Source organism: Paractinoplanes pyxinae, from assembly GCF_026626335.1.
Classification (GTDB): domain Bacteria; phylum Actinomycetota; class Actinomycetes; order Mycobacteriales; family Micromonosporaceae; genus Actinoplanes; species Actinoplanes pyxinae.
Genome location: NZ_JAPNTZ010000004.1, coordinates 204,728 through 216,671, shown reverse-complemented (window position 1 = coordinate 216,671; position 11,944 = coordinate 204,728). Strand labels below are relative to the sequence as shown.

The window sequence follows — 11,944 nt, the reverse complement described above, 5'->3', positions numbered from 1 at the left end:
CGGACGGGCGAGCCGGCCCCTGTATTCCAACCGGCAGAGAAGATGGTCTCAAACACCATACAGTGTGGGTTCGAATCCCACCGGGGGCACCAAAACTGTCATACCCGGCCGCGATAATTCCCGCGTGCATCCACCGCGACTGCGCAAAGAAGCGCTCAGCATGCACGCCGCCGGTGTGCCATTCAGCGATATCTGGCAGCGGCTCGGCCTGCCGCGCAACACCGTCGCCTCCTGGCTCTACAACCGCCGTCGGCTCGCCATCAAGATCGACGATCGATGTCCTCTTTGCGAGCGGCCGGCGCGTGCGATCGACGACCCGCGGTCGTATGCCTACCTGCTGGGGCAATACCTCGGGGACGGCCACTTGCTGATGACCCAACGCGTTCCCCTCCTGACTGTCGCCTGTGACGCGCGTTACCCCGGCCTCATGCACGAGGTGTCCTACGCGATGGAGGCGTGCGGAGCGAGGACGGTGGGCTTCCAGGAGCGGGTCGGCTGTGTGAGCGTCCGTGCGCATTGGACGCACTGGCCGTGCCTCATACCGCAGCACGGCGCCGGCCCGAAGCACCTGCGCGCTATCGAATTGTCGAATTGGCAGCGTGAAGTGGTCGACCGCTGTCCGGAAAGATTTCTGCGCGGGCTTTTCCACTCAGACGGCAGTCGCTTCACGAATCGTGTCGTGCGGAATGGTCGCACCTACAGCTATCCGCGTTACAACTTCGTAAATGAGTCGGCCGACATCATGCGGCTCTGCGCTCACTACCTGGACCGGGTGGAAATCGACTGGCGCATGGCCCGCCGCAACGTGTTGTCGGTGGCGCGGCGGGAGGCGGTGGCTCGGCTGGATGAGTTCGTCGGGCCGAAGTGGTGACCGTTCGCCCACTCGCCGGGGTGATGATCGGGCACGGGCGGTGACCGCCCGGGTTCCGTTGGGCTTCTCAGTCATCTTCGGCGGGCACGCTGCGCGCTGCGTTCTGCGGTGTGGTCACGGCTGGTGAGGGCGAGCTGTTCTGCTTCGTGCTCGTTCCTTGTCCACGGCTTTTGCTGGGTGAGGCGGCCTTCGAGGGCTTGGTGCTGGGTTTGCCGGTGTGGGTGGGCTTGGGGGGTTTCGTCGAGGGCGGCGCGGTGGGCGCGCGCCCGGGTTGGTCCGGCCGCCCGGGTTGGGCCGGCCGTCCCGGCTGCGGCGTGCCGGTCGGTTCGGCTGACACCGACGGCAGCGGCTCGACCGAGGTCGAGGGTGACGGCGCCGGCGACGTCGATGGCGGCGTGGTGGGCGCCGACGGCTGGGCCGACGCGGACCGGTGCAGGTCGCGGCAGTACTTCTCGATGCCCTTCTCTCCCCCGGCGGCCGCGCTGAGCTTGCGTTTGTCCTCGCGGCTGAGGGTGCGGCTCGGTCCCCCGCTCCATGCCTGGCACCAGCCGAGGGCGGCGACGTCGAGCGTGGGGCGGGGGCCGGACCGGCTGGGCGCCGGGGACGGTGTGACGGGGTTGCCTGTTCTCGGCGCAGGTACGCCCAGCGCCGAGAACAGGCGGTGCGCGTGCTGCTGGGCTCCCTGGGGGAGGTTGCCGGTGCGGGCGGCGACGCCGGTGGCGGTGAGAATAAGGAGAGCCAGACCGGCCGTGACGGGCACGAGCACAGCCCGGATTCTCGCCTTCGTGCGGTGTCGCCGGCTGCTTCGGGCAGCACGTCTGCGGTGGGCGACGAAGGCGGCGACCGTTTCTTTCTCGCCGGCCAGTTCCGCCTGGGTGGCGGGGGCTCGGGCGGCGTCGAGCAGGTCGGCGAGGCCGGGGTGATCGGTGGTGGCGATCGGGTCGGTCTCGTGGTGCCTGTTCCGTCGCGTGCGCAGCGCACGGAGGAGAGCGTGGAGGGAGCGCATTCTGTTACACCCCCTGCCGGGTGCGGATCTGGGGGTGGCCGGCGAGGCGGCGGAGCCCGCGCATGGTGGCGATGCGGACGGCGCCGGGTTTCTTGCCGAGGATGCCGGCGGTGGTGGCGACGTCGAGGCCGAGGACGACGCGCAGCATGACGGCTTCGGCCTGGTCGGCGGGGAGGCCGGCGATGACGTTCAGGGCCCAGGTGGTGGCGGCGCCTTCGGCGGCTTCGGTGGCCGCGTCGGGTGCTGTCCGGTCGGGCGGGGCGGGGGTTTCGCGCGTACGGGCCCGGCGTCTTTGTTCGTCGAGGCCGCGGTTGCGGGCGATGCGGAACAGCCAGCCCCGGAAGCCGTTGTGGTCGCCTTGGAAGTTCTGCAGGTCGCGGATGACGTGCAGCCAGGTTTCGCTGGCGGCGTCCTCGGCGTGGTCGCCCGCGATGACGCGCAGGTAGCGCAGGACGCCGGGGTGGTGGCTGCGCCAGAGCGTGGCGAAGCCGGCGGCGTCGCCTCGCTGGGCGGCGCGCAGGGCGTCGGTCAGTTCGTCTTCGGGCACGTCCGCTCCGGGGGTGGGGGCGGTCTGCTGGTACCCGGCTGTGAATCTGCGTGAACCTCGGTTTCGCCGGTCGGCTGGATGTTGTCATGGCAGGGACAGTTTCCTGGAGGCCTCATGTTGTGGTCGGGTTCTTCTCCCCTGTCGGTGATGCGGCGGAGCATGTGGGGGTTTCTGCTGTTCGCCGGGGTGGCGTGGCTGGCGATCGGGTGGAGTGTGCTGCGGCTGGAGCCGGCCGACGTGGTGGCGGTGGCGGGGCCGATGATTTTCTTCGCCGCGTTGTGTGAGGCGGTGCGGGCGCTGGCCGGGATGCGGACGTGGTGGGTGAACGCGTCGATGGCAGCCCTGTTCGTGGCGACCGGGGTCGTGATCGTGGTGGATCGGGATTCGACGTACGCGACGACGGCCGCGCTGGTGGGGTGGTTCCTGATGGTGCGGGGAGCCGTCGACATCGCGGTCTCGACGATGAACCGGGGCACCGACCGTACGTGGGGCCTGGTGGTGACCTTGGGCGTTCTGCAGGCCGGGCTGGGCTTTTATGCCGCTGGTCCGCTGGCCCGGGCGGCCGACCCGGTGATCTTGACGTTGGGCGCGCTGGGGTTGTTGCGCGCGGTGGCCGATCTGGTGACCGGTCTGCGGTTGCGGGAGGTGGCCACGGCCCGGCCGGACGTGTTGCGGTTGTCACCGGAGCGGGAGGCGGGGATGACCGGCTACGCGGCCGGGATCTCGGATTTCGAGGCGCATCCGCGGCACCGCGCCGACCAGATGGTGGAGGAGGGCGCCGAGCAGCGCCATTAGGGCTTTGGTCTCCCCTGCCCCGCCGGGCCGGGATCCGCGTCGGTCAGTCGCCGGGCCGGGATCCCGCCGGGCGGGGCGCCCTGTTATTTGCGTTCGCCGACCCGGCGCAGCAGGCCTTCCTGTACGGCGCTGGCGATGTGCACGCCGTCCTCGGTGTACATGCGGCCGCTGGCCAGGCCGCGGCTGCCGCTGGCGGACGGGCTGGTGCAGTCGTAGAGGAACCAGTCGTCGGCGCGGAACGGCCGGTGGAACCAGAGGGCGTGGTCGAGGCTGGCCCCGATGACGCCGCCGGGCCCCCAGCTCTCGCCGTGGACGGAGAGCACCGAGTCGAGCAGGGACAGGTCGCTCGCGTAGGTGAGGGCGCAGGCGTGGATGAGCGGGTCGTCGGGCAGTTTGCCGTTGATGCGCATCCAGACGCGTTGCTGGTCGCTGGCGTTGCGGTCGCCGGGCGGCACCCAGCCGGGGTCGTTGACGTAGCGGACGTCGACGGCGCGGGGCGCGGCGTTGAAGGCGGCCCGCCGGCTGGGGTATTTGCGCACCCAGTCGGCCATGGTCTGCACGTCGGCCGGCCCGGGGACGCCGTCGGGGGCCGGGGTGTGGTGGTCGAGGCCTTCCTCGCGGACCTGGAAGGAGGCCGACATGAAGAAGATGGTCTTGCCGTGCTGCTGAGCGGTGGAGCGCCGCACCGAGAACGACCGGCCGTCGCGGATGGTCTCGACGCCGAACTGGATCGGCTCGGTCGGGTCGCCGGGGCGCACGAAGTAGCCGTGCAGGGAGTGGACGAACCGTTCCGGGTCGACGGTGCGGCCGGCGGCGACGAGCGCCTGCCCGGCGACCTGGCCGCCGAACACGCGCTGGGCGCCGGTCTGCGGGCTCTCCCCGACGAAGGTGGCCGCGTCCAGCTGCTTGAGGTCGAGGACCTCGAGCAGCTGGTCGACGGCGGCCTGCCCGCTCAGCGGTTCGGTCACAGCGTGGCGGGGTCGACGAGGTCGCCGAGGCGGTGCACGCGCAGGGTGTTGGTGGAGCCGGGCGCGTTCGGCGGGGAGCCGGCCACGACGACGACGTAGTCGCCCGGCTTGGCCAGGCCGAGGCCCAGCATCTTCGCGTCGACCTGGCGGAACATGTCGTCGGTGTGCTGCACGAAGTCGGTCAGGAACGTCTCGACGCCCCAGGCAACGGCCAGCTGGTTGCGCACCTCGGCGACCGGGGTGAACGCGTAGAGCGGGAGCTCGCAGTGCAGGCGGGACAGCCGCCGCACGGTGTCGCCGGTCTGGGAGAACGCGACGAGCGCCTTGGCCCCGATGTTGCGGGCGATCTGCGAAGCGGCCACGGTGAGCGCGCCGCCGTGGGTGCGCGGGTCGTGCTGCAGGCGCGGGACCGGGATCGAGCCGCCCTCGGTGGTGCTGACGATCTTGGCCATGGTGCTGACCGTGAGGACCGGGTACTTGCCGACCGAGGTCTCGCCGGAGAGCATCACCGCGTCGGTGCCGTCGAGGACGGCGTTGGCGACGTCGGACGCCTCGGCGCGGGTCGGGCGGGAGTTCTCGATCATCGAGTCGAGCATCTGGGTGGCCACGATGACCGGCTTGGCGTTCTCGCGGCACAGCTGGACGGCACGCTTCTGCACCAGCGGCACCTGGTCGAGCGGGAGCTCGACGCCGAGGTCGCCGCGGGCCACCATGACGCCGTCGAAGGCGAGGACGATGGCCTCGAGGTGCTCGACCGCCTCGGGCTTCTCGACCTTGGCGATGACCGGGACGATGCGGCCCTCTTCGGCCATGATCTCGTGGACGAGCTTGATGTCGTCGGGCGAGCGCACGAACGACAGGGCCACCACGTCGACGCCGAGGCCGAGCGCGAACCGCAGGTCTTCGGCGTCCTTGTCGCTGAGCGCGGGAACGCTGACGGCGACGTTGGGCAGCGAGACGCCCTTGTTGTTGCTGACCGGCCCGCCCTCGACGACCAGGCAGCGGATGTCGGTGTGGTTGTCGACCGCGGTGACCTCGACGGCGACCTTGCCGTCGTCGATGAGCAGGCGGTCGCCCGGCTTCACCTCTTGCGGCAACTTGGTGTAGGTGCAGGACACCCGGTCGGCCGTGCCGAGAATGTCCTCGCTGGTGATGGTGACCAGGTCGCCGGTGTTCCAGATGTGCGGCCCGTCGGCGAACTTGCCGAGCCGGATCTTCGGGCCCTGCAGGTCGGCCAGGATGGCGACGGCCCGATCGGCCTGCTCACTGGTGGACCGCACGAGGTGGTACATCTTCTCGTGGTCCTCGTGGCTGCCGTGGCTGAAGTTCATGCGGGCCACGTCCATGCCGGCCTCGACAAGCCCGAGCATGCGCTCGGGGGAGGCGGTCGCGGGCCCCATCGTGCAGACGATCTTTACGCGGCGTGTCACGGCCATCAGGCTAGTCTCTCTTCTTCATCGGCCTGGCGGCCGACCCCCGTCGTGGGGATGAACTGCGTCTGTCGGGCGACGTCTTCCGATCTGTACGACCGGTGCGCTGCACTGCGACCCGCGGGCTTCGACGACCGCGACGAACAGCCTATCGGCCCGGCGCCCGCGTCATGACGAAAGGGCCCGCCCCGGCGGGCAGGCCCTTTCGACTGGTGTGGCTCAGACGCCGATCGGCTGGGCCGACGACTCGACGGGCGACGGCAGTTCGCCCGACGCGCCCAGGTAGTCGTGGATGGCTGACGCCGCGGAACGGCCCTCGGCGATCGCCCAGACGATCAGGGACGCTCCCCGGTGCATGTCGCCGGCCACGAAGACGCCGGGGGCCGACGTCTGCCAGGTGTGGTCGGCGTCCAGGACGCCCCGGCGGTTGCGCTCGATGCCGAACTGCTCGAGCAGCGGCTGCTTCTCGGTGCCCTCGAAGCCGATGGCCAGCAGCACCAGGTCGGCGGGGAGGTCGCGCTCCGAACCGGGAGCCACGGTGACCGTGCGGACGCCGTTGATCCGCTCGACCGTCACGTCGGCCACCCGGACGGCCTTGACCTGTCCTTCGCCGTTGTCGACGAACTCCTGCACGGCCACGCCGAAGACGCGCTCGCCGCCCTCCTCGTGGGCCGGGTAGTTGCGCAGGATGACCGGCCAGGTGGGCCACGGGTGCTGCTCGGCCGCGCGGGCCGAAGGCGGCAGCGGGTACTGGTCGAGCTGGATGACGTTGGCCGCGCCCTGGCGGTGGGCCACGCCCAGGCAGTCGGCGCCGGTGTCGCCGCCGCCGATGATGACCACGTTCTTGCCGGCGGCGTCGATCGGGGTGCCCTCCTGCAGGCCGGCCACGACCCGGTTGGCCGGCACCAGGTGCTCCATGGCCAGGTGGACGCCGTTCAGGTGGCGGCCCGGAGTGTCGGTGGCGTCGCGGCCGGCCAGGGCGCCGGCCGCCAGCAGGACGGCGTCGAACCGGTCGCGCAGGTCGTCGGCGGTGACGTCGGCTCCGACCTCCACCCCCGTCTCGAACACGACGCCCTCGGCAGCCATCTGGGCCAGTCGGGCGTCCACCACGTCCTTCTCGATCTTGAAGTCGGGGATGCCGTAGCGCAGCAGGCCGCCGATGCGATCGTCGCGCTCGTACACCGTCACCGCGTGCCCGGCCCGGGCCAGCTGCTGGGCCGCGGCCAGGCCGGCCGGGCCCGACCCGACGACCGCGACCTTCTTGCCGGTCGCGACCGGGGCCGGCTGCGGGCGCACGTAACCCAGGTCGAACGCGTGGTTGGCGATCTCGACCTCGACCTGCTTGATGGTCACCGGGTCGTCGGCGATGCCGAGCACGCAGGCCGCCTCGCACGGGGCGGGGCACAGCCGGCCGGTGAACTCCGGGAAGTTGTTGGTGGCGTGCAGCGCCTCGGCCGCCGCCTCCCACGCCCCGGTGCGCACCAGGTCGTTCCAGTCGGGGATGCGGTTGCCCAGCGGGCAGCCCTCGTGACAGAACGGGATGCCGCAGTCCATGCAGCGGGTGGCCTGGTCGCGGATCAGTTCCTCGCCGGCCGGCGGGTAGACCTCGCGCCAGTCCTGGATGCGGACGGGCACCGGGCGCCGCTTGGGCAGCTGCCGCTCGTACCGCAGGAAACCGTTAGGGTCAGGCACTTTGAACCCCCATGACCGCCTCGTCGACGTTGCGACCGGCGGCTTCGGCGGTCCTGATCAGTTCCATCACGCGCTTGTAGTCGCGCGGCACGACGGCGGTGAACCGTTCCACGGCCGCGGGCCAGTCCTTGAGCAGCCGCTCGGCCACCGCCGAGCCGGTCTCGGTGACGTGCTTCTCGACGAGGCCGCGCAGCTTGTCCTGCTCCTCGTCGGTCAGCGGGGTCAGGTCGACCAGTTCGGGGTTGACCCGGGTCGGCGACAGGTCGAGAACGAAGGCGGTGCCGCCGCTCATGCCCGCGGCGAAGTTGCGGCCGGTCGGGCCGAGCACGACCACGGTGCCGCCGGTCATGTACTCGCAGCCGTGGTCGCCGACGCCCTCGACGACGGCCTGGCCGCCCGAGTTGCGTACGGCGAACCGCTCGCCGGCCCGGCCGCGCAGGAACAGCTCGCCCGCGGTCGCCCCGTACAGGATGGTGTTGCCGGCGATGATGTTGTCCTCGGCCACGAACGGCGCCTCGTCGTCGGGCCGCACGACCACCCGGCCACCGGACAGACCCTTGGCCACGTAGTCGTTCGTGTCGCCGATCAGCCGCAGCGTGACGCCGTGCGGCAGGAAGGCGCCGAACGACTGCCCGCCGGTGCCGCGCAGCGTGAACGAGATGGTGTCGTCGGGCAGGCCGGCGCCGCCGTAGCGACGGGTCACCTCGCCGCCCAGCATGGCGCCCACACTGCGGTTGTCGTTGCGGATCGCCACCTCGGCGTGCACCGGGCTGCCCTCGGTCAGGGCGGGCGCGGCCAGCTCGATCAGCTTGTTGTCGAGCGCCTTGTGCAGCTCGTGGTCCTGGGCCACGATGCCGCGGCGGGCCGTGCCCTCGGCCAGCTCGGGCACGTAGAGGATCGGCGAAAGGTCGAGGCCGTGGGCCTTCCAGTGGTCGACCGCGGGCCGCACGTCGAGCACCTCGGCGTGCCCGATGGCCTCGTCGATGCTGCGGAAGCCCAGCTCGGCCAGGTATTCGCGGACCTCTTCGGCCAGGAACAGGAAGAAGTTCTCGACGAACTCGGGCTTGCCCGTGTACCGCTCGCGCAGCACCGGGTTCTGGGTGGCGATGCCGACCGGGCAGGTGTCGAGGTGGCAGACGCGCATCATGATGCAGCCGCTGACGATCAGCGGCGCGGTGGCGAAGCCGAACTCCTCGGCGCCCAGCAGGGCCGCCACGACCACGTCGCGGCCGGTCTTGAGCTGGCCGTCGACCTGCACGGTGACCCGGTCGCGGAGCTTGTTGAGCAGCAGCGTCTGCTGCGCCTCGGCCAGGCCCAGCTCCCACGGGGAGCCGGCGTGCTTGAGCGAGTTGAGCGGGGACGCGCCGGTGCCGCCGTCGTGACCGGAGATCAGGATGACGTCGGCCTTGAGCTTGGCCACGCCGGCCGCGACCGTGCCCACGCCGATCTCGCTGACCAGCTTCACGTGCACCCGCGACATCGGGTTGACGTTCTTCAGGTCGTGGACCAGCTGGGCCAGGTCTTCGATCGAGTAGATGTCGTGGTGCGGCGGCGGCGAGATCAGGCCGACGCCCGGAGTGGCGTGCCGGGTCTTGGCGATCCACGGCCACACCTTGTTGCCGGGCAGCTGGCCGCCCTCGCCGGGCTTGGCCCCCTGCGCCATTTTGATCTGCAGGTCGTCCGCGTTGACCAGGTATTCACTGGTGACGCCGAAGCGGCCGGAGGCGATCTGCTTGACCGCCGAGCGGCGCCGCGGGTCGTACAGGCGGTCGACGTCCTCGCCGCCCTCGCCCGTGTTCGACTTGCCGCCGAGGTTGTTCATGGCGATGGCCAGGGTCTCGTGCGACTCGGCCGAGATGGACCCGTACGACATGGCGCCCGTGGCGAAGCGCTTCACGATTTCCGACGCGGGCTCGACCTCACTGATGTCGATCGGCTCGCGGGTCGACTTGAACGAGAACAGCCCGCGCAGCGAACCGGCCTCGGCGGCCAGACCGTCCACCTTCTCGGTGTACTTGCGGAAGACGTCGTACTGCTTGGAGCGGGTGGCGTGCTGCAGCAGGAACACCGTCTCGGGGTTGAACAGGTGGATCTCGCCCTCGCGGCGCCACTGGTACTCGCCGCCGACCTCGAGGCGGCGGTGGGTGCGTTCGGCCGGGTTCGCCGGGTACGCCTTCTCGTGGCGCGCCTTCACCTCGGCGTGGATGTCGGCCAGGCCCGAGCCGCCGATGCGCCCGTTCGTGCCGGCGAAGTAGCGCTGCAGCAGCCGGTTGTCGAGGCCGACCGCCTCGAACACCTGGGCCCCGCAGTACGACGACACCGTCGAGATGCCCATCTTGGACATGATCTTCAGGACGCCCTTGCCGAGCGCCTTGACGTAGTTGCGCACCGCCGTCTTCGGGTCGAGCCCCGCGAGGGGTCCGGTGGCGATCAGGTCGTCGACCGATTCGAAGGCCAGGTACGGGTTCACCGCCGCGGCGCCGTAGCCGATGAGCACGGCGGCGTGGTGCACCTCACGGCAGTCGCCCGACTCGACGACGAGCGCGACCTGCGTACGGGTCTGCTCGCGGACCAGATGCTGGTGTACCGCCGCGGTGAGCAGCAGCGACGGGATGGGCGCCAGGTCGGCATTGGAGTCCCGGTCGCTGAGCACGAGGATGCGCACGCCGTCCTCGATCGCCTCGGACACGTGCCGGCAGATCTGGGTGAGCCGGGCCTTGATGCCGGCCGCCCCGTCGCGCAGCGGGTACAGCCCGGAGACGCGGACCGCCTTGAAGCCGGGCAGGTCGCCGTCCTCGTCGATCGACAGCAGCTTGGCCAGCTCGTCGTTGTCGATCACCGGGTACGGCAGCACGACCTGCCGGCAGGAGGCCGGGCCCGGGTCGAGCAGGTTGCCCTCGGGGCCGATGGTGCCGGACAGGCTGGTCACCAGCTCTTCCCGGATCGCGTCCAGCGGCGGGTTGGTGACCTGGGCGAACAGCTGGTGGAAGTAGTCGAACAGCAGCCGCGGGCGCTTCGACAGCGGCGAGATGGGCGTGTCGGTGCCCATCGAGCCCAGCGGCTCGGCGCCGGTGCGCGCCATCGGCCCGATGAGGATCTTCAGCTCTTCCTCGGTGTAGCCGAAGACCTGCTGACGGCGGGTGACCGAGTCGTGCGTGTAGACGGTGTGCTCACGCGGCGGCAGGTCGTCGAGCTGGATCAGCCCGGCGTGCAGCCACTCGTCGTACGGCTCGGCCGCGGCCAGCTCGGCCTTGATCTCGTCGTCGTGCACGATCCGGCCGGCCGCGGTGTCGACCAGGAACATCTTGCCGGGCTGGAGGCGGCCCTTGGCGACCACCTTGGCCGGGTCGAGGTCGAGCACGCCCGCCTCGGAGCCCAGCACGACCAGGCCGTCGGAGGTGTGCCACCAGCGGCCGGGGCGCAGGCCGTTGCGGTCGAGCACGGCGCCGATCATCGAGCCGTCGGTGAACGCCACGCTGGCCGGGCCGTCCCACGGCTCCATCAGACTGGCGTGGAAGCGGTAGAACGCGCGCCGCTTCGGCTCCATGCCGGGGTCGTTCTCCCACGCCTCGGGGATCATCATCAGCATGGCGTGGGGCAGGCTGCGCCCGGCCAGGTGCAGCAGCTCGAGCACCTCGTCGAAGCCGGCCGAGTCGGACGCGTCCGGCGTGTTGATCGGGAACAGCCGCTTGATGCTGCCGGGCAGGTTCTTCGACTGCAGCAGCGCCTCGCGGGCGGCCATCCAGTTCTTGTTGCCGCGGATCGTGTTGATCTCGCCGTTGTGCGCGATGAAACGGTACGGGTGGGCCAGCTTCCAGGCCGGGAACGTGTTCGTCGCGAACCGCGAGTGGACCAGGGCGATGGCGCTCGACACGCGCTCGTCGACCAGGTCGGGGAAGAACGCGGGCAGCTGGTCGGGGGTGAGCATGCCCTTGTAGGTGACCGTCCGCGACGACAGCGACGGGAAGTACGCCGCCACGTCGCGCTGGGACGTCTCGCGCTCGGCCTGCTTGCGGATGGTGAATGCCACCCGGTCGAGCTCGAGGCCGCTCAGCTGCTCGCCGGCCGGGCCGGCGGCGGTGCCGGTGAGCCGGTGCGCGGCCAGGAAGACCTGCATGATCGCGGGACGGGCGTCCTCGGCGGTCTGGCCGAGGCCCTCCGGGCGTACGGGCATCTCGCGCCAGCCGAGCACGTCGCCCCCCTCGACGAGGGCGTACTTCTCGACGATCTTGATGGCGCGGGCGCGCTCGTCGGCGTCGAGCGGCAGGAAGACCAGGCCGGTGGCGTAGTGACCGGCGGGCGGCAGCTCGAAGCCGGCCACCTCGCGGTAGAACTCGTCCGGAACCTGGATCATGATGCCGGCGCCGTCGCCGGTGTTGTACTCGGCGCCACGCGCGCCCCGGTGGTCGAGGCGGATGAGCGCCGAAAGACCCTTGGCGACCACATCGTGGGAACGGCGGCCGTGGAGGTCGGCTACGAAAGCCACACCGCAGGCGTCGCGCTCCTGAGTGGGGTCGTAAAGCCCCTGGGGGTGCGGAAAAGCCACCGGGCCTCCTGTCGTCACTGGTGTTTCACTTCAAGGTCGGGACGACGTCGGCCCTGCAAAGTCTCTGAAGTCTACGTTAGTAGATGCCG

At 70.7% G+C, this 11,944-nt stretch carries 8 protein-coding genes and 1 tRNA gene; 3 read left to right on the top strand and 6 right to left on the bottom strand.

Annotated features, from left to right (window positions below; all coding sequences use genetic code 11):
• Positions 1–15: 15 nt before the first annotated feature.
• A tRNA-Leu gene (locus tag OWR29_RS12155) sits at positions 16–92 on the top strand.
• Positions 93–124: 32 nt separating this feature from the next.
• Positions 125–871 carry a transcriptional regulator gene (locus OWR29_RS12150; protein WP_267562797.1) on the top strand — a complete coding sequence of 249 codons (747 nt, stop codon included), beginning with the start codon at positions 125–127 and terminating at the stop codon, positions 869–871.
• A 67-nt stretch (positions 872–938) separates the two neighbouring features.
• Here OWR29_RS12150 and OWR29_RS12145 read toward each other — a convergent pair whose 3' ends face one another.
• Both OWR29_RS12145 and OWR29_RS12140 read right to left on the bottom strand, forming a co-directional pair.
• Complete coding sequence (locus tag OWR29_RS12145; protein ID WP_267562796.1) at positions 939–1,877, bottom strand: hypothetical protein; 939 nt, start codon at positions 1,875–1,877, stop codon at positions 939–941.
• Positions 1,878–1,881: 4 nt separating this feature from the next.
• The gene (locus OWR29_RS12140) at positions 1,882–2,424 is read right to left on the bottom strand and encodes an RNA polymerase sigma factor (RefSeq protein WP_267562795.1); all 543 of its coding nucleotides are present in this window, start codon (positions 2,422–2,424) and stop codon (positions 1,882–1,884) included.
• 147 nt (positions 2,425–2,571) lie between these two features.
• Here OWR29_RS12140 and OWR29_RS12135 point away from each other — a divergent pair, with 147 nt between their 5' ends.
• Positions 2,572–3,219, top strand: coding sequence for a DUF308 domain-containing protein (locus OWR29_RS12135; protein ID WP_267562794.1), 648 nt, complete (start codon positions 2,572–2,574; stop codon positions 3,217–3,219).
• 83 nt (positions 3,220–3,302) lie between these two features.
• Here OWR29_RS12135 and OWR29_RS12130 read toward each other — a convergent pair whose 3' ends face one another.
• From OWR29_RS12130 to gltB, 4 genes are all read right to left on the bottom strand, one after another.
• Positions 3,303–4,187 carry an acyl-CoA thioesterase gene (locus tag OWR29_RS12130; RefSeq protein WP_267562793.1) on the bottom strand — a complete coding sequence of 295 codons (885 nt, stop codon included), beginning with the start codon at positions 4,185–4,187 and terminating at the stop codon, positions 3,303–3,305.
• On the bottom strand, positions 4,184–5,623 hold the full coding sequence (gene pyk / locus OWR29_RS12125) for a pyruvate kinase (RefSeq protein ID WP_267562792.1): 1,440 nt from the start codon (positions 5,621–5,623) through the stop codon (positions 4,184–4,186). Before pyk ends, OWR29_RS12130 begins: the two co-directional genes overlap by 4 nt.
• 213 nt (positions 5,624–5,836) lie before the next feature.
• Positions 5,837–7,309, bottom strand: a complete 1,473-nt coding sequence (locus tag OWR29_RS12120) for a glutamate synthase subunit beta (protein WP_267562791.1) — start codon at positions 7,307–7,309, stop codon at positions 5,837–5,839.
• The gene (gltB, locus tag OWR29_RS12115; protein WP_267562790.1) at positions 7,302–11,855 is read right to left on the bottom strand and encodes a glutamate synthase large subunit; all 4,554 of its coding nucleotides are present in this window, start codon (positions 11,853–11,855) and stop codon (positions 7,302–7,304) included. Before gltB ends, OWR29_RS12120 begins: the two co-directional genes overlap by 8 nt.
• Positions 11,856–11,944: the final 89 nt, after the last annotated feature.

What these genes read in the sequence shown, in the direction of transcription:
- OWR29_RS12145 (WP_267562796.1), bottom strand. Translation starts at nt 1,877, where the DNA reads ATGCGCTCCCTCCACGCTCTCCTCCGTGCGCTGCGCACGCGACGGAAC.
- OWR29_RS12135 (WP_267562794.1), top strand. Translation starts at nt 2,572, where the DNA reads ATGCGGCGGAGCATGTGGGGGTTTCTGCTGTTCGCCGGGGTGGCGTGG.
- pyk (WP_267562792.1), bottom strand. Translation starts at nt 5,623, where the DNA reads ATGGCCGTGACACGCCGCGTAAAGATCGTCTGCACGATGGGGCCCGCG.